Here is a 17,365-nt window from a genome sequence, read left to right as displayed (position 1 = left end):
CAACGTTTTCACCCTAAGGGGCGGTTGCGATATCGACCGCGGGCTCTAAAATTTGGGTAATCGGGAGAGCCTCCGCCAGAAGTTGCGAGTTGGAATTTGCAAGTTGGAATTAGGGGCTGCTTGGCACGATTCGAGTTCAAGCCGGTGGATTGCGAGATGTTTAGCTACCAAAGCAAAAATTTTGGGAAAAAGCGGGTTTTTTCTGTTTATTCAAAAAAGTTTTGCTACTCTTATAAATTTTATACTTTTGTTATTAAAAGTTGCAGAACCCCTCACTAGGAAAGGATGATGCTAAGTTGCTACATATTCTTACATACAATTTATCTGTAGCAATGCTTTTCACCATTGATATCAGGCTCAGTTTTCTTGTGCAGAACCTCCTTTCATTTACAAATGTTTACCACAAAGAATTGGTTGAAAGCCTCTGGCTTGCAAGCGAGAAATTAAAATCAGACAATTAATTGCTCCCATCCTCTGGGTTCCAGCTAGAGGTCACTGTCAACTGTCAACCCCTCGACGACATATCTTCTTGCTAGCTGTCAACTGTCAACTGTCAACTGTCAACGGTCAACTGTCAACTGTCAACTGTCATTAGAGGCCAAGTTTTTTCGGTCAACCGGCCTCTAATGTCTCAACTCGGCCCTTAGCGCTTCGCGTGTTCTGCGAGTAAAGCCTTTGCTCTCGGCTTGTAAATCAGATAAAACAGCGCTTCTATGTAGCGGAGCATATCTTCGCGGTTTTCCTTAGACGAGTAGTTCCAGAAACCGTAAGTCTTGGCAAGGTTTAGCAGCCTGCTAGTATGAATTTTCCAAGTATACGTGCTGTAAACTCGGTCTATTCCTCGGGTTGAAATTTCATACCAATAGTTGGGATTGTGTTCGCATTTCGATAAAAAATCGAGAATTGTTTGCGCGGTTTCCTGGTGTTGGGTCGGGTTGATATAAAACCCATTTACCCCGTCTTGAATGATTTCCAGGGGGCCGCCAAACTGCGTCCCGAATGTTGGAATGCCGGTAATCATTGCTTCAAGGATTGTCAAGCCGAAAGCTTCAAATAAGGCTGGCTGTACAAATATACCTTGGCCGTCGGCGATTACCCGGTAGATTTCGCCGGACAGGCTTTTGGAAAGCCGCACTCCCAGCCAGCGAATTTTACCGTGCAGGTTGTATTGCTCGATAATTGCGTAGAGCTTTTTAATTTCTTCGGCTTCTTCGTAGTCTTCGGTTTCTTCTACTCTGAGCTTGCCGGCTACTAGAATTAAGTTGCATTTTTCTTGCAATTCCTTGCTTTTTCCAAACAATTCTGCTAGGCCTGTGAGGTTTTTAATGCGATCGAGCCTGGCCATGGAAAATAAAGGGCGCTTTTGCGGGTCGTCGAGTGTTCCGAAGACTTGTTCCGGGTCTTCTAGGGTAAACAGCAGTTCGTTGAGTCGATCGCGATCGCCCTGCACCCTATCTTCGCTGCGCGTATAGGGAAAGTATACGCTTTCGTTGACTCCCGGCGGCACGACGTTAAATTTAGGGCTGAACAGTTCAATGCCGTTGACGACATGGTACAAATCCGGCATGGTAAAACAATTGTAAGATTCGTACTGACCGACACTATCGGGTTTACCAACAATCTCTTGATAGGTGCTGCTGACAATACAATTAGCCGCATTCATGGCAATGATATCGGCAGTAAATTGCATGGCAAAATGGTATTTTTCCTCGGATTCTTGCCAGTAGAGATTGCTGAACAAATATTTAGATTTTTCGAGTGCGTGGGCAATATTGCACTGAATAGTTTTGAGTTTTCGCGACAGCAAAAATGCTACCAAGTTGCCGTCAGAATAATTGCCGATAATTAAATCTGGCTTGCCTTGAAACTCTGCCAGCAGTTCTTTTTCTGCATCGATCGCGTAGGTTTCCAAATAAGGCCAAATCTCGAAGCGCGAAATCCAATTTTGAGTCAATTTGGGATTGAACTCGCGGAATGGAACCCGCAAAATCCAAGCATTTTCGGTGCCGTGAACCTTTTCCAAGCGTTCGTTGCAGCGGGTACCGTCGCTGTTAGGAATTAACCGGGTGAGAATAATTACTTTTGGTTTGACGCCTAAACTTTCGAGGCCTGCCAGATGAATTTCTTCTTGCAGTTGTTTCTCTAAATTCTTGGCTTGATCGAGTACGTAAACTACTTGACCGCCCGTATCCGGCCGCCCCAAAACTCCTTCTTGGCCGAACCAGCCGTGAGGAGAAACTAGGACGATTTTGAAAATCATCGGGATGCGAGAAATAAATGCTTCCAGGGTTTGCGCGTCGGGGGAATCAATTAATTCGTCTAGAATTCCTAAGGTTTCTTGGACGCGGGCTGCGGTATTTCCCCAACCTGCGTCAAAACCCATCATTTGCAAGACAAATCGAAATCTTTCGTAGGGTTCTTCTTCAGCAAGTTCGCTGACAAAGGTGAGGGCTTTTTTGACTTGTTCTGAAAGTTGTTCTTGCGATTTTATGCGATCGTTAATTAGTAACTGTACGCCGTTGTAGCGGTGAATTCGCAAGAAATTAAATAGAGTTTCCTGCCACTGTTTGGAGTCTTGAAACAGTTTGCTGGACATATATCGGTTGAGGAATTGCACTCCTTTACCGATGTTTTTGGGGTCGCGTATGGAGGGCGAATAGTCGTAAAACGGGCCGAAATCTAGTTCGAGGATGTCACCTTCTTGGGGGTGAAAGTGGTTGACGAAGCGATCGCGCACGTCGAGCAATTCTTGGACTGTCATCGGCTCTAGTGTCAAATCGTCTCCGACTCGGACTATTTCCATTGTCGCAATTTTTGGCCGCAGCAGGACGCAAAGGCTGCCTGGTTCGAGAATAATTTCCTGAACGTAGTAAATCAGTTTGCTCAAATGAGAAGATTGATGGAACTGTTCGGGCTTTTCGTATTTGGTGCAGTAGGCGGCAAAAGCGCTAACTATGTCGTTTCGCAGCAAATATTTGTTTCCCAAAGCCCGCAAATCGCTGGCAAACTGCCGCAAGTCGGTTTTTTCGTCGCTGGCAATAACAGCCTCAAAGAGTTCAGACATAGATACTCCCTTATTTGAGATTTTTGATTTTTGCTGTGAAAAAGGGCGATACAGTATTAGTATCTCCCTTTTTTTTAGGCGCCTACTTTTTTTTATCTCATCTTAAAGTCTGCAATGTGAAATTGCTATCCCTCAAATGACATAAAATTCCCCGTATTTGTGACGAATGTAACGGACAAACGGATCGATAGTTAAAGGTGAGCCTGTGACACGATCGATCAATTCGACGGCGGTGTATTTGCGGCCGTGCTGGTAGATGTTTTCTTTGAGCCAATGGTGGAGTACGGTAAAGTTTCCCTGTTCTATTTGTGTGGGAATTTCGGGATTAGTTTTAACGGCGGTTTCGTAGAATTGAGCGCTCATCAAGTTGCCGAGGGTGTAACCTTGGAACATTCCGCCGATCGTCCCGACGTACCAGTGAACGTCTTGCATGGCGCCGTCGCTGTCGGTGGCGGGGACAACACCGAGGTCTGTTTTATAGCGATCGTTCCAGGCTTCGGGGAGGTCTCGCACTGCTAGTTTGCCTTCTACCATTGCCAATTCTAGGTCAAAGCGGATGGCGACGTGGAGGTTGTAGGTTACTTCGTCGGCGTCGGTGCGGACGAGACTGCGCGAGACTTTGTTAATGGCGCGGTAAAATGCGTCTGGGGATACTGCACCCAACTGCTGCGGAAACAGGCTTTGCAGTTGCGGGTAAAAATACTGCCAAAAACCGCGGCTGCGCCCGACTAAATTTTCCCAAAGTCGCGACTGGCTTTCGTGCACGCCGGAGGAAATGCCACCTGCGAGTAGCGTTCCTTCAAATTCCGGGGAATTGCCGAGTTCGTAGAGGGCGTGTCCGGCTTCGTGGATGCTGCTGAAGAGTGCTTGATCGAGGTGATCTTCGTAGACGCGGGTGGTGATTCGCACGTCGTCTATGGAGAAGTTGGTCATGAACGGGTGCAGGGTGGTGTCTTGGCGTCCGCGCTGGAAGTCATAGCCCATCAGTTTTACGACTGTGCGGGTGAATTCTAGTTGTTGGGATTCTGAGAATTTTTGGTGCAAACTGGAGTCGTCGGCGGGAGGTTGTGAGGTGATGGCTTCGACTATGGGCACTAATTCTTGACGCAGTTGGGCGAACAGCGGGCGCAGCAGGGATACTTTCATGCCGTAGTCGCTGCGATCGATCAAAGGATCGGCAATGTGTTCGTATCCGGGGAAAAAGTCGGCGTACTGCCTGCTTAATTCTAAGGTTTTTTCGAGATACGGTTCGACTGCTGCGAAGTTGTTGGCTGCTTTGGCGGTGGCCCAAACTTCGTAGCAGTCGGCTTGGTGGCGGCAGAGTGCTGACATGAAGGTGGCGGGGACTCTGGCGGCGCGATCGTAATCTCTGCGGGCGATGCGGATCAGGCTGGCTGCGGTGGAATCGTAGGGGAGGGTTTGTTCGTAGAAACGCAAGTCTTCTAGGAGTTCGCCAATTTTGGGGTCAGTAAATTTTTCGTGGGATATTTGTTTGAGAGTGGCCAACTGGCGGCCTCTAGCAGTTGCACCTTTGGCAGGCATATAAGTCGCCTGATCCCAATGTAGCAGTGAGGAGGCTGATTCAATGTCCGTAACTTCGCTGAGATATGCTGCGAGTTGAGCGAATTTTGCTTGAGTTTTGTCTAGGGTTTGCATGATTGGGGTTTGTGGTGCTGTTTTGCCTACAAAGGTTGCGGTGCGGCATCTGTATCCATCAATCATTGCTACCCTGAAATCAAGCTAAAAACCGCACTTCTTCCCGTATTGTAAGCAATTTAGAGTCATTCTGGCACAGTTTACGGTATTTTTCCGGATTTAGTTCGATCGCCTTTGATAAGTTTTCGATCGCATTGCGGGTGCTCGTTGCTACAGCTTCCGGGCTATTTTTGCGATCGCCTGCTGATTTTTCTAGGGCGTAGATGCAGGCTTTTTGATAGTAAATATTTGGATCGTCGGGTGTGAGTGCGATGATTTTATCGTAGGAAGATATCGCTTCAGTAAATCGTTCAATTTTTCTGAGGGCGACGGCGCGGTTGTAGCAGGCTTCGATATTGTTGGGCTGCAACTCTAGGGTTTTGTCCCAAGAGCCGACTGCTTCTGCAAAACGTTTTAAGTTGGCTAAGGCCAGGCCGCGGTTGTACCAGGTTTCGCTGTCGTCTGGCTTGAGTGCGATGGCTTTGTCCCAGCAGGCGATCGCGTCTTTAAATTTTCCCATTTGGGCGATCGCCGTGCCGCGTTTGTTCCACACTTCGGGCGAATTCGGCCGCAGTTGCAGGGTTTTGTCGTAGCAAGCAACGGCTTCGGGGTAGAGTTTTTCATCGGCTAGGGCTAAGCCGCGGTTGTACCAGGCTTGATGCAAATCTGGTTTTAGTTCGATCGCTTTGTCGTAGGAGGCGATCGCCGCTGCATTTTGACCCGAGTTTTTCAGGGCGAATGCTTTGTTGTACCAAGCTTCTGAGCAGTCTGCTTTGATGGCGATCGCTTTGTCGTAGGATTCGAGGGCTTCTGAGAATTTTTCTAATTTGACGAGGGTGTTACCGCGGTTCGTCCAAGCTTCGTGATAGTTTGGCTTAAGTTCGATCGCCTGTTCGTAGGAGGCGATCGCTTCTGATAGTCTGTTGAGCTTTCGCAGAACGTTCGCGCGATTATACCACGCTTCTGGATTGTTGGGTTGAATTTTTAATGATTTGTTGTACGCCGAGATTGCTTCTGGTAGCTGTCCCAATTTTCTGAGGGCTACGCCTTTGTTGTACCAAGCTTCGTGAAATTTCGGTTCGAGTTCGATCGCCTTTGACCAAGATTCGAGTGCTGCTGACAAGCGTCCCATTGCTTCTAGGGCGTTACCGCGATCGTACAGCGTTTGAGCGTTTTGGGCGTTGACTGGAATGGATTTTTCCCCAGAGTCGAGAGGCTTTTCTCTGCTAGCTAATTTTTGCAAGGGTTTTCACCTCTTAAATTATGTAAAATTGTCTGTCGTTTCTTCTTTTATATTAAGATGTCGCTGGCTTTTGACCCCGAGCTATAGCTTGTTAATTGTTATTTTTTGATATCTTACAGGAATTTTGGATTTTTTTCAAGTCTAGATTGTGCTATATACGTAAGTATTGAGATTTTAGGTATATATTAATACTTTTTTTAGGACTCACGCAGACAATAGGGGAAAGGGCGATCGGGCTGGGATGTCAAACTCCGCAGCACAAGTATGTAAATGTTCAGTCTTTTTGTGCTTGAATCAATGCTTGAAACTGAGGGTGCGATCGCACTTTGTCAAAATCCGAGTCTGTTTTTGCCATTTCTCGGTATTTGTGAGGATTTAGGGCGATCGCGCGCTGCAAGTTTTGAATCGATAAATCGAGTCGAGCGTGCAGTGCATATTTATCATAAAATGGTGTTATGTTATGACGAAATTATACCGTATTCGGTAGCAGCGGTTGTGTTCCTCAGCAGGTCAGAAGCCTGATGGTGACAATTTATGCAATAAATTTTAGGCTGATATCCGTACCTAGAGCCATTTGCTACAATGATAGATATCCTAAATCTGTGGTGACGATGAACGTTATTCTTGCCATACCAGAAGATCTGCAAACCTATATTGAAGATCAAATTCAGGCAGGGGCTTACACCAATGCGGTAGAGTATTTCCTAGATTTGGTGCAGCAAGATCGCCAGCGAAAACAGGCACAAGCCAAGTTAGAAAATTTGTTGCAAGAGGGTTTAGACTCAGAGGGAGAACCCGTGACTGCTGCATACTGGCAGAAGTTGCGCGCATCGGTTTTCGGTGACGATTCGCCGCAACAGACATGAGTTATCAGTTAATTGTCAAAAATCGTGCTACTCAAGATATCAGGCAACAAGCAAATTATATTCTGGTAAATGGAAATGCTCGTACTGCCCAGCGATTTCTAGAGTTAGCTGAAGCTACTTTTGCCCAATTAGCGACGATACCGGGAATGGGGAAGATCGTGCAATTGGTATCTTCTGGCATGGGGGAAATTCGTCAGTGGCGAATTAAAGATTTTCAGGATTATCTAATCTTTTACCAAATTCAGGACGATCGGGTCGAAATTCTTCGGGTTTTGCATGGTGCTCGGGATTTGGAAGACATTTTATCTAACATCGATGAAGAAGTTTAACCTAGTGCAGCCTGATTGCCGATCGATCTACTAACAGAAGTTCGATCGCCCTAATTCGGCGTTAGGTGCGATCGAACTATCCTTGAATTAACGCTTGAAACTCAGGGTGCGATCGCACTTTGTCAAAATCCGAGTCAGTTTTTGCCACTTCTCGGTATTTGTGAGGATTTAGGGCGATCGCCCGCTGCAAGTTTTGAATAGATGAGTCAACTTGACCGCTTAACGCATAGCAGCAAGCTTTATTATAAAATGCGTCCGGGTCATCTGGTTTAAATTCTAAGACTTTATCGTAGGAGGCGATCGCTTCTTCCCATCTGCCTAATTTACCCAGTGCATTGCCCCGATTGATCCAGGCTTCGTGGTCATCTGTTTTGAATTCTAAGGCTTTGTCGTAGGAGGCGATCGCTTCTTCCAATCTGCCTAAATTACCCAGTGCATTGCCCCGATTGAGCCAGACTTCGTGTAAATTTGGTTTGAATTCTAAGGCTTTGTCGTAGGAGGCGATCGCTTCTTCCAACCTGCCTAAATTAACCAGTGCACCGCCCCGATTGTTCCAGGCTTCGTGTAAATCTGGTTTGAATTCTAAGGCTTTGTCGAAGGAGGCGATCGCTTCTTCCAATCTGCCTAAATTATACAGTGCATAGCCCCGATTGTTCCAGGCATCGTGTAAATCTGGTTTGAATTCTAAGGCTTTGTCGAAGGAGGCGATCTCTTCTTCCAATCTGCCTAAATTACCCAGTGCAATGCCCCGGCCGTACCAGGCTTCGTGGTAATCTGGTTTGAATTCTAAGGCTTTGTCGTAGGAGGCTATCGCCTTTGCAGATTGTTCAGCAAAGTCATACAATAAAGCTTGTTCATAAAACAATTCAGCTTTTTGTTCAGGTGTTTGCCTGTCTTCATCAATTAAAGTTTGAATTCTCACCAATTCCCGTTTGCGTTCTTCGGGAGTCAGAGACACATAATCTTCTTTCTTCCATCTTTCCGAACAAGCTTTGATTGATTCTGCTTGCAGGCTGTCTCCATCCATCGAAAACTTAAACAAACTCGATCGCCAATCAAAAAAATCTGGTGCGCGCTGAATAAAATAATTCACAACAAACTTAGGCACTACAAACACAAAGCAAATCTTAAAATTATCTCGAAATCGTTCTCGCTGCTGGTTTAAATTAATTAAAACAGGCGGCACTCCCCGCCAACTGTAAGAATAAATATCCTTACTTTCCCATCCAAGTGCCTTTTTTTCTTGTTCGTACTCGTAAAGCGAATATTCTAAACCCTTGACAAACAGGATATTGATTCGATCGCGATTTGGCAACTCTTCAATTAGATCGTAAAAATTATAAACCGCCTTATCCAACGGCAAAACCTCAATTCTTGGCTGTGGAATATCAGTTTTAACTCGCGAAATCAAGCGTTCCCCCTCCGCCGGCGAACACTCAACAAACAGCAACCGAAAACCATCTGTCCGCTTGAGAGAGCGCACCAGAGCTTGATATTCTTCCTCTGGTTCTGCTGGTGGCAAATCTTCGTCCCAATCGATCGCTTTTGGTTTCATGACTCAAGTAGTGCGACAGCATCCTTAAATTGCTTAATACCTTTAATCAGCGGGTGAACGTCATACCAAACCTGCATTTCTCCTTCATCATTATAGTATCGATATTCCAAAATACAGCGGCTGAACAGCAAATTGCGGTGCTGTTCGTCATTAAGTATCTCCCGATCGACAGATACTTTAGCTAAAATTGACCAGTCATCTTTTCCAGGAACACTGCAATAAACATTACGTTCTTTTGTAATCGACCTTTGCACCGCTTTTGCAGTAATTGGCAACTCATCTATCTGATTTATCGCTCCTTGCAAAATCGACAGCAAATTCCTGACGTGACCCCCGCTCATCAAACACAGATTTTCTAGGGCTTCTGTGGTATCAAATAACTTTGTTTCTAAACATAAATTCGGAGCTACTTTTTTTACCCGCTTCTCAATCACCTCTTTCATTTTAGCAAGTCCGGGCAGGTAAATTTCACCGCTGGGATTGCATACCATAATCATTGGCAGCACTTGCGGAATATTATTATAATTGTTTCTTAAATCGCTCGCTCGATTGGAATGCACCATCGCGATGGGCACAGTGTAAACGACGTGACAATCTAAAGCTTTGAGTTGTTCGCTACGATCTAAAAAAATTTCGTCGAGATTGCTGCGTTCTCCTCCGTCCTTAGAAAACGGTACAATCTTATCTAAATTATCGGCAATTACTACCAGTTGCAAATATTGGGCCGGCAACTTTTTTTTAGCAGCACCAATAAACTCATTCAGCGCCTCAATCAGTGTTTGCGTGTAGGGATTAACTTTTTCTCGGATTTTTTGGCGCAAACTCGGTTCGTTTCTCACATTTGCTGTCAGCTTGGCAAACTGAGCAATTTGCATTTCCAAACTCAATGTTTCAAAAGATACTTTTGTCAGCGCTAAATCTTTTAAATCGTTCCAACGGTCTTTCATCCAATCGCGCAAAGGTTTTGAATCAGTATCTTTAATAGTTTCTAATAAATGTCTGGTGCAAGCCAGCAAAATATCTGTATATTCAGTATCTTCTGGATTGATATCTTGTTCGTCAGCCGCGAAATAAACTACAAAATAACCTTTGTCTTGTAAATGTTTTTCCAGCCGCAGCAATTCAGTAGATTTTCCGGCGCCGCGATGTCCTGCATACAACTGACAAGTATTTTGTTCGGAACGTTGAATGTTGCGTCCCAAGTCTTTGGTAATATTGTCATCTCCCCGCACTTCCCCACAGTCAACATATTGGGGGTCGCCTGCTGGTAAAGGAGAATATGGGTTAAAGGCGTTGTAGAGCTTTTTTAGTAGTTGTTCTGTATTTTGAGTCATAATTTTTTCGGTGTTTTTGTTTTTTTAATAAGTATAGTTGCAATCATTTTATTATGCCTCGACTCGATATTGAGTCTGGTGCGTCGCTATGAGATTGTCTGTCAAGTTTATGGCTTGTCAATGGCGACGCACCCTACTACCTTAACTAGGTAGAGAGGAATAAATTCCTTACTACGAACCTTTGTTTTTAGGCTTGGTATTTTTTCAGGGTTGCGACTTTTTCGGGGAAGATGTCGATCGCCATTTTGTCATCATACCTAGTTGCCAGCGATCGCCTCACCTCGCCCAAAAACAGCGGCTGCGATAGACCCGGTTCCGGATGTACCACCGTCCGAACCCTGATTGTCATGTAGTCTCTTCCGCTTCCAGAACGCCCTGGGGAGTACAAATCCGCAGCCACTTGTCGCATCGTGGCTTCTAACTCCGACTCAGTAATCGAAGGTGGCACGGTAACTACTGTTTGGGCGCCGCCGGTATCGTAAACTAAAGAATAGCGAACTGCACCGGGAATTTCTGTGCGCGAAAACAGTCCCAAACCGAGACCGAATATACTCGCAGCAATGACGCCCATAAAGCTGGTCACTCCTACTAATCGGAAGCGAAAACCCCATTTCAAGATAAATGCTATGATTGTTAAAACAAACAAAGCTGCTGTTAGAATTCCCGCCCATTGGGCGTACATTAAAAGGTTAGAATTTACGTTCATTTGTCAATTTAGTAATTGGTAATTGGTCATTGGTAATTGGTCATTGGTAATTGGTCATTGGTCATTGGTAATTGGTCATTGGTCATTGGTAATATCTAAGGCTGTGACTAAGAAATTATACTATACTTCCGAATCGCAAAAGATACGGAACTCAGCAGAATAATCGTACTAAATTATTATTTAAATTTAACTATCGCGGTTCTCAAAAAAGTGAGGATAGCCCAATGCCCAATGCCCCACCCTTCGACTTCGCTCAGGGCGAGATGCCCAATGCCCAATGCCCCATGCCCAATGCCCCATGCCCCACCCTTCGACTTCGCTCAGGGCGAGATGCCCCATGCCCAATGCCCAATGCCCCATGCCCCATGCCCCATGCCCCATTAGCTTTTTCTGGCCACAAGCAAATAAGTCATCATATCGCCTTTGCCTTTGACCGAAATCACGCCGCGCTGCTCAAAAATGTACTTGTCGCGCAGGCGCTCGTAGGTAGCAACTGTCACCTGAATGGCACCGGGGACGCCTTGAGATTCCATGCGGGAAGCTGTATTTACCGTGTCTCCCCACAAATCGTAAGTAAATTTTTTAGTCCCGATGACGCCAGCTTCCACCGGGCCCGTGTGGATGCCGATGCGGATGCTGAGCGGCTGACCTCCCTTGGTGCGGATCTGAGTCATTGCTGCTAGAATCTCGATCGCCATTTCGGCAATACTTTCGGCGTGGTTGTCGCTGGGCCTGGGCAAACCGCCGACTACCATATAAGCATCGCCGATCGTCTTAATTTTCTCAAGTCCGTAGCGATCGGCCAACTCGTCAAAAGCCGAAAAAATTTCGTTGAGCAATTCTACCAACTCCGCTGGCGACAAATGAGCCGAAAGCTTGGTAAAACCGACCAAATCGGCAAACATCACAGTAACTTCAGCGAAACTGTCGGCGATCGTACTTTCCCCTTCTTTGAGGCGCTGCGCGATCGGGCCCGGTAAAATATTTAACAGCAAACGCTCGGACTTTTCCTTTTCCAAGGCCAACTCGCGCAAATACGTCTGTTCCTTATCGCGCAGCCGCTTCTTTTCCAGACAAGCGCTAATCCGAGCCTTGAGCAATACCGGATTGAAAGGTTTAGAAAGATAATCCTCCGCCCCCAACTCAATACAGCGGACAATACTGTCAATATCGTCCACCGCCGAAATCATAATTACCGGGATGTAGCGCAACTTCTCATCGGCCTTGAGATGTTCCAGAACCTGATAGCCGTTCATTTGCGGCATCATAATGTCCAGGAGCACCAAATCAAAAGGCTCTGCGCGCATCAGTTCCAGAGCTTGGACACCATCTTCTGCAACAGTCACCGCGTGGCCTTGACGCTGAAGTCGGCGGGCCAGCAAATCGCGGTTCACCTCATTGTCGTCAACAACCAGCACGCTGCCCTCGTCAGCTTTCATGTCATCGCCTCTTTGAGCAGCGTTTCGATCTTACCCAAAAGTCGGGGAAACTCGACCGGTTTGGTGTCATAGTCGTCGCAGCCTGCCGCCAGACACTTTTCGCGATCGCCAGCCATTGCGTGAGCTGTCAGCGCAATCACCGGAATCGTTTTAGTCTCAGGAGCAGCCTTAATTTGCTGGGTTGCTTGCCACCCGTCAAGCACTGGCAAACTCATATCCATTAGAATCAAATCCGGTACTTTTGCGAGCGCCATCGACACTCCCTCAGCACCGTCCACTGCAATAAAAACCTCGTGTCCCTTGCGCGCCAGACGCCGGGACAGCATATCCCTGTTCATTTCGTTATCTTCGACCAACAGGATTTTAGCCATTGGTGTTCTCCTTGCCTTTCGAGTCGTACCTGCGATCGAGCCTGTCATTCACTATAGAGCGAACATCGCGCAGCAAAGTATCGCAACTGTAGACTCCCTTGTGTAAAACCCGATCGACATAGCCGTTGAGCTGCTGCCTTTCGGCGGGAGTCAGGTCCTTAGCAGTAATCACTACTATTGGTATAGGATCTCCAGAATGCGACTTGCGAAGTTCGGCGATTAACTCAAAACCATCCATTTCCGGCAGCATCAAATCCAGCAATATCAGTTCCGGGCGAGCAACTGCTAGCTGTTCGAGAGCAGTGCGTCCGCTGTCAGCTTCCGCCACCGCCCAGCCTTTTTTTTCTAGTATGCGCCGCAGGATTTGGCGTGTAGCATCATCATCTTCCACAACTAATATCTGACCGGGCAAGCTCTGAGCGGCCGCCCCGTCTTGGTCGCGTCGGTACTTATTCAACAAGGCCACCAGCCGTTTGCCGTCCACTGGTTTGGTGAGGTAGTCCGAGGCACCCAATGCAAAGCCGAGGCTTTTGTTGCCCACAAAGGATAGCAGGATTACCGGAATTTCGGCAAGGTCAGGATCTGCCTTCAGGGCGGAGAGCACGGCCCAGCCATCCATTCCGGGCATAATCACGTCGAGGGTAATCGCATCCGGGCGCAGTTGCTTCGCGAGCCTGAGGGCTTGCTCGCCACCGCCAGCGACTTCGATGTGCAGTCCTTGGCGAGCCAGGGTGCGCTGGATCAAATCCCGCGAAATCGGGTCATCGTCAACTACCAGAACCGTGCCGACAGCGGGGGCGTCTGTGGCCCTAATGGTGTCGCGAACATTGTTGCGGATTTCCGGCTGTTTGATGGCGCTGGGCAACAGTACAGTGAAAGTTGTGCCTGCACCCAACTCGCTTTTAGCCTCAATGCTGCCGCCCATCATCTGACAGAAGCGCTGGCTGATAGCTAATCCCAAACCGGTGCCGCCGTACTGCTTGGTTGTCGAGGCGTCAGCTTGGGTAAAAGGTTGAAAAACTCGCTGCAATTGCTCTTTTGTCATGCCGATGCCGGTGTCTGTGACGCGAAAACCTAAAAATTCGGAGTTGGAAATTAAAATTTGGGAAGATTCCTCTTGATTTTTCATTCTTAATTGTTCATTTTTAATTTTTTCTACTCCGATCGCAATTTTCCCGTTTTTGGTGAACTTGGCAGCGTTGCTGAGCAGGTTCAGCAGCACTTGCCGAACTTTGGTCATGTCGGCGTGCATAGTATCAAGGTTGTCTGGACAGTAAATTTCTAGGGTATTGCCGTTTTTTTCCACCAGCGGGCTAGCCGTAGCCACAGCGCTTTCAATTAGGGCGCTGATGTCGAAGGTTTCTAAGTAGAGATCCATTCGCCCTGCTTCAATTTTAGAGATATCGAGGATGTCGTCGATCAGGGACAGCAGGTGTTTTCCTGCGGTGCGGATTTTTTCGAGATCCGAGATGGATTCGGCGCTGCCCAATTCTTGGGCTTCTTCTTTGAGCATTTCGCTGTAGCCGATGATGGCGTTGAGCGGCGTGCGTAGTTCGTGGCTCATGTTGGCGAGAAACGTGCTTTTTGCCCGGTTGGCTGATTCTGCTGCTTCTAGGGCCGACTGCATGGTGGATTCTGCTTGTTTGCGATCGGTGATGTCGGTGACAGTGCCTTCATAGTATAAAACCCTGCCGCTGGCGTCGCAGATGCTGCGCGCGTTTTCGGAAATCCAAATTATGGTGCCGTCAGCGCGGTATACTTGCGATTCAAATTTTGACACTTGGCGGCTCGCGTCCAATTGGGCGACAAACTCGGCTCGTCGCTTGGGGTCTACGTATAGTTGGCGCTTGAGATTCGGGATCTCTGCGATCATTTGGGCGACTGTTTCGTAGCCGTAAATGTTGGCTAGCGCGGGGTTTGCGGTGAGGTAGCGCCCGGTCGGCGTTGTCTGGAATATGCCTTCGGCTGCGTTTTCAAAGATGTTGCGGTATTTGGTGGCGGCGGATGGTGTGGTGACTTCTGCTCGCTGGCGTTCTATAGTATTGGCGATGGTTTCTCCTAGCTTTTTTAGAGGTGTGGATATTTCGGTCGATCGACTGTTTCCCGGGCTGCAACTGTCGAATCCGAGAAATCCTATGAAGTTTTTGCTGCTGCCAATTAGGGGAATAATTATCAGCGATCGCTGATTTTTTTGAATTTGGTTTAATTCGGTTGTTTGGGAATCTGCCGTTGCTATTTTATCGGCTATTTCGGATGGATAATTTATCAATAATTCGCCCGAAATGTTGCCATCATAACTGGCAATTTCTGCAAATTCTGAAGGTAGGAGTTCGGCGATTTCTTTGATGTGGAGATTTGGGGCGCGAGCGAGCTTTTCTGCTAGCATTGGGATGTTGGCGGTGTCTGTGCTGTCTGTTATTTCTGCACTGCCGTCAGCGCACCACTCGTGGGTTTTGTCGGCGCGGGTTTTGTCTTCGGATAACAAGTAGATGTAACTGCGCTCACAGCCGCTGAATGTGCCGATTGCTTCCAGGGTGCGATCGATACCTTTGTCTATTTCCGAGCCCCGCAGGCAGAGCAAATTGGTTGACAAAGTAGCAATCAACTGATCTAATTCTAGGCTGTGCCAAGATTCTTCCACTTTTTGTTCGGTAACGTCTCGAAATATCCAAACTCTGCCGACTGTTTTCGCTCCTAGTTTTGATGGCAACGAATTTAATTCTCTAATTTTTCCGTCTTTAAATTCTAACAATTCGCTGGTTTGAGGAGCTGAGTCAGCCTCCAATGCGATCGCGTTTTCAATAAACTTTTTCGGGTCTTTTAATTTCCCTGCGTCCAGACCCATTGCTGCTTCTCTCGTTTTTTTGACGTGACCTTCAGCAGAGCTGCTCAATTTTATCAGATTCGCGCCCACACCCCACATTTCCACAATTTTTTGATTAAAATAGCATACATCGCCGCCTTTGTCAACTGCAATAATTGCAGCATCTGTAGCTTCTAAAACTTCTTGGAGCATCGAGAGCGATCGCTCTTGTTCTCTGGCGGCTTGTTGGTGTTCCCTCATCTCAAAAAATACCAAAACTGATATTTCACCACCCTCAACTGCGGGATTGAAAAAATAGGATACTGGTAAAATCTTGCCGTCGCGGCAGAGAAACTCACCTTCCCAACAGTTGTAAGGTTGACGGGAGTCGATCGCCTCTTGCAAACAACAGAGTGCAGGTGTTAGATCCTCAGAAGAGCCAATGCTTGACGGCTGTTTCAACGCCGTGAGAATTGGCAATTTGTTGCCTTTGTTTTGGGGGCTATTGATGCGCTCTAGCAGCCCCAAGCCTGCAAGTTCCGATTCCGCCCAGCCCAGCAACCGTTGGGCCTCTGGATTCACCGAGATCGCCAACCCCTTGGAGTCAAGGATGCACAATCCCACCCCCAAACTGTTGACAGTCGCCCGCAGCCGATCGACTTCTGAAGCTGTTGGAGAGTCTTGAGGAAACTGGGGCGAAGAAGTCAAATCCTCCAAGCACCCCACGGGTTGGGAGTTCACACCCGCCTGCTGCTGAGGTTCCTGCTGTCTCCGAGCGCCGTCGTAGCTACAGCTTACCTGCTCTAAGAATAGCTGCCACTGCTCGGCAGTAGGAGGGGGGGAGTCGCTGGCTAAACCGAGTTGTTCGAGTTGGCGCTGGAGGTGGGGATGCATATTTTAGGGCGCTTTTTAGGCAACTTTATAAAGTATATCTTTTTAATTAATAGTATATATACGCAGCTATACAGTTACTGGAAAGGTAGGGAATCGAAGTATCTCGCGGGTTCTACTTAGAAATCGATCGTATGCGATCTCTCTCTATCTTTCAAACAGGGCTGATTATATTTACCCTCAAAACTTTTTTCTTTGTCAATAAACCGAGTCAATAAACTCCGGCTGTCAAAGTCGGCCGCCCCTTCACAAATGGTATCATCTTATCAGGTAAACTAACGCTCAAGAAATCGGTTTCAGGGAAAAGTGGCTTTGTTGACGGCTCCAGAGATGGGAATCAACCGGGTTTCTGGATCTGCTAGCGGATGGGTTTAACCTAATTACAGGAATGTTTTAGTTGGTTTTGACTGTCGGTTGCCCTTTCCGGGGCTTGATAATCGATGCTCAGCGGGGCGATCGACCCGTCAGGCGTCTCGTTTAATAAAATTGGCCCGCACGATCTTAGCAGTAGGGTGTGGATAGTGCGATCGATCTCTGAGTAAAAATCAACTTTTCCAAAAGCGACGCACCTGAACACATCTGAGTTAAGGAAATTTGCCCGGGCGATTGGGCTCGCCCGGAAAGCTGGTGTTTCAGGAGATTAACTTCTACATTTTTGTGCTTAACCCAGAGGTATTGGATCGACCCTCAGGATCGAACGGGCTGTTTGATGGTGAGGGAGGTGGTGATCAGAAAGTGCGATCGCGCGATCGTACTTTCTGAGCATCTGAATCAAGTCGTGTCTGGTAAAATAAAGTATTTTACGATATTTGTTCGCGCGCCGACGACAGAGGAATCTGTGTTTTGAGGGTTCACCTATTTGATCAGCGCCATTCGGGCAAATACAATATCATTTATGAGTTGGCAGCGAAGAGTTTAGTTTTATAGCAATCGCCACAGCGGTGAGGACATAAATAATACCATTTTTCTAAAGTAGTGTTATACAATCACCCCCCCAACCCCCCCCTTACTAAGGGGGGGCTAAGAGTTCATCTCTAGCAAATCTTTATAAAATTGGTATAACCTCATG

The 17,365-nt window shown here is 47.1% G+C and carries 14 protein-coding genes; 4 read left to right on the top strand and 10 right to left on the bottom strand.

Going from position 1 to position 17,365, the window contains the following annotated elements:
• Positions 1-643: 643 nt before the first annotated feature.
• The 3 genes from QZW47_RS09280 to QZW47_RS09270 all read right to left on the bottom strand — a co-directional run bounded on the left by QZW47_RS09280 (position 644) and on the right by QZW47_RS09270 (position 6,002).
• Positions 644-3,064: a sucrose synthase gene (locus QZW47_RS09280; protein WP_293126353.1), complete on the bottom strand. Its 2,421-nt coding sequence runs from the start codon at positions 3,062-3,064 to the stop codon at positions 644-646.
• A gap of 132 nt (positions 3,065-3,196) precedes the next feature.
• Complete coding sequence (locus QZW47_RS09275) at positions 3,197-4,720, bottom strand: carboxypeptidase M32 (RefSeq protein ID WP_293126479.1); 1,524 nt, start codon at positions 4,718-4,720, stop codon at positions 3,197-3,199.
• Between the two features lie 79 nt (positions 4,721-4,799).
• Positions 4,800-6,002 (bottom strand): tetratricopeptide repeat protein, encoded by a 1,203-nt coding sequence (locus QZW47_RS09270; protein WP_293126351.1) that lies wholly within the window; start codon positions 6,000-6,002, stop codon positions 4,800-4,802.
• Positions 6,003-6,299: 297 nt separating this feature from the next.
• Here QZW47_RS09270 and QZW47_RS09265 point away from each other — a divergent pair, with 297 nt between their 5' ends.
• Genes QZW47_RS09265 through QZW47_RS09255 form a run of 3 tightly spaced genes read left to right on the top strand, consistent with a single transcriptional unit; the run spans position 6,300 to position 7,197 of the window.
• A complete protein-coding gene (locus QZW47_RS09265) occupies positions 6,300-6,524 on the top strand; it encodes a hypothetical protein (protein ID WP_293126349.1) in 225 nt (74 codons plus the stop codon).
• Positions 6,524-6,868 carry a hypothetical protein gene (locus QZW47_RS09260; RefSeq protein ID WP_293126347.1) on the top strand — a complete coding sequence of 115 codons (345 nt, stop codon included), beginning with the start codon at positions 6,524-6,526 and terminating at the stop codon, positions 6,866-6,868. Before QZW47_RS09265 ends, QZW47_RS09260 begins: the two co-directional genes overlap by 1 nt.
• Positions 6,865-7,197 (top strand): type II toxin-antitoxin system RelE/ParE family toxin, encoded by a 333-nt coding sequence (locus QZW47_RS09255; RefSeq protein ID WP_293126345.1) that lies wholly within the window; start codon positions 6,865-6,867, stop codon positions 7,195-7,197. Before QZW47_RS09260 ends, QZW47_RS09255 begins: the two co-directional genes overlap by 4 nt.
• Before the next feature lie 76 nt (positions 7,198-7,273).
• Here the strand turns inward: QZW47_RS09255 and QZW47_RS09250 are convergent, their stop codons facing one another.
• The 7 genes from QZW47_RS09250 to QZW47_RS09220 form a co-directional block, all read right to left on the bottom strand.
• Positions 7,274-8,752 (bottom strand): tetratricopeptide repeat protein, encoded by a 1,479-nt coding sequence (locus QZW47_RS09250; protein WP_293126343.1) that lies wholly within the window; start codon positions 8,750-8,752, stop codon positions 7,274-7,276.
• Entirely contained in the window at positions 8,749-10,086 is a 1,338-nt protein-coding gene (locus QZW47_RS09245) for an AAA family ATPase (RefSeq protein ID WP_293126341.1), read from the bottom strand. Before QZW47_RS09245 ends, QZW47_RS09250 begins: the two co-directional genes overlap by 4 nt.
• A gap of 187 nt (positions 10,087-10,273) precedes the next feature.
• Positions 10,274-10,792, bottom strand: coding sequence for a Ycf51 family protein (locus QZW47_RS09240; protein WP_293126339.1), 519 nt, complete (start codon positions 10,790-10,792; stop codon positions 10,274-10,276).
• 186 nt (positions 10,793-10,978) lie between these two features.
• Positions 10,979-11,173 (bottom strand): hypothetical protein, encoded by a 195-nt coding sequence (locus tag QZW47_RS09235; protein WP_293126337.1) that lies wholly within the window; start codon positions 11,171-11,173, stop codon positions 10,979-10,981.
• The gene (locus tag QZW47_RS09230; RefSeq protein WP_293126335.1) at positions 11,173-12,231 is read right to left on the bottom strand and encodes an adenylate/guanylate cyclase domain-containing protein; all 1,059 of its coding nucleotides are present in this window, start codon (positions 12,229-12,231) and stop codon (positions 11,173-11,175) included. Before QZW47_RS09230 ends, QZW47_RS09235 begins: the two co-directional genes overlap by 1 nt.
• Positions 12,228-12,602, bottom strand: a complete 375-nt coding sequence (locus QZW47_RS09225; protein ID WP_293126333.1) for a response regulator — start codon at positions 12,600-12,602, stop codon at positions 12,228-12,230. The genes QZW47_RS09230 and QZW47_RS09225 overlap by 4 nt, the downstream gene beginning before the upstream one ends.
• Positions 12,595-16,299, bottom strand: a complete 3,705-nt coding sequence (locus QZW47_RS09220) for a response regulator (protein ID WP_293126331.1) — start codon at positions 16,297-16,299, stop codon at positions 12,595-12,597. The genes QZW47_RS09225 and QZW47_RS09220 overlap by 8 nt, the downstream gene beginning before the upstream one ends.
• Positions 16,300-16,890: 591 nt before the next feature.
• Between QZW47_RS09220 and QZW47_RS09215 the strand changes: the two genes are divergently transcribed.
• Positions 16,891-17,058, top strand: a complete 168-nt coding sequence (locus tag QZW47_RS09215) for a hypothetical protein (RefSeq protein WP_293126329.1) — start codon at positions 16,891-16,893, stop codon at positions 17,056-17,058.
• Positions 17,059-17,365: the final 307 nt, after the last annotated feature.

This window comes from Microcoleus sp. bin38.metabat.b11b12b14.051 (assembly GCF_013299165.1).
Taxonomy (GTDB): Bacteria; Cyanobacteriota; Cyanobacteriia; order Cyanobacteriales; family Microcoleaceae; genus Microcoleus.
This window is presented reverse-complemented; position numbering and strand designations above follow the sequence as displayed.

Bases quoted from the DNA above. Each gene is read 5' to 3' on its own strand.
- QZW47_RS09260 (WP_293126347.1), top strand. From the start codon at position 6,524: ATGGTGACAATTTATGCAATAAATTTTAGGCTGATATCCGTACCTAGA.
- QZW47_RS09240 (WP_293126339.1), bottom strand. From the start codon at position 10,792: ATGAACGTAAATTCTAACCTTTTAATGTACGCCCAATGGGCGGGAATT.
- QZW47_RS09255 (WP_293126345.1), top strand. From the start codon at position 6,865: ATGAGTTATCAGTTAATTGTCAAAAATCGTGCTACTCAAGATATCAGG.
- QZW47_RS09280 (WP_293126353.1), bottom strand. From the start codon at position 3,064: ATGTCTGAACTCTTTGAGGCTGTTATTGCCAGCGACGAAAAAACCGAC.
- QZW47_RS09265 (WP_293126349.1), top strand. From the start codon at position 6,300: ATGCTTGAAACTGAGGGTGCGATCGCACTTTGTCAAAATCCGAGTCTG.
- QZW47_RS09220 (WP_293126331.1), bottom strand. From the start codon at position 16,299: ATGCATCCCCACCTCCAGCGCCAACTCGAACAACTCGGTTTAGCCAGC.
- QZW47_RS09250 (WP_293126343.1), bottom strand. From the start codon at position 8,752: ATGAAACCAAAAGCGATCGATTGGGACGAAGATTTGCCACCAGCAGAA.
- QZW47_RS09275 (WP_293126479.1), bottom strand. From the start codon at position 4,720: ATGCAAACCCTAGACAAAACTCAAGCAAAATTCGCTCAACTCGCAGCA.
- QZW47_RS09230 (WP_293126335.1), bottom strand. From the start codon at position 12,231: ATGAAAGCTGACGAGGGCAGCGTGCTGGTTGTTGACGACAATGAGGTG.
- QZW47_RS09235 (WP_293126337.1), bottom strand. From the start codon at position 11,173: ATGGGGCATGGGGCATGGGGCATGGGGCATTGGGCATTGGGCATGGGG.
- QZW47_RS09225 (WP_293126333.1), bottom strand. From the start codon at position 12,602: ATGGCTAAAATCCTGTTGGTCGAAGATAACGAAATGAACAGGGATATG.
- QZW47_RS09245 (WP_293126341.1), bottom strand. From the start codon at position 10,086: ATGACTCAAAATACAGAACAACTACTAAAAAAGCTCTACAACGCCTTT.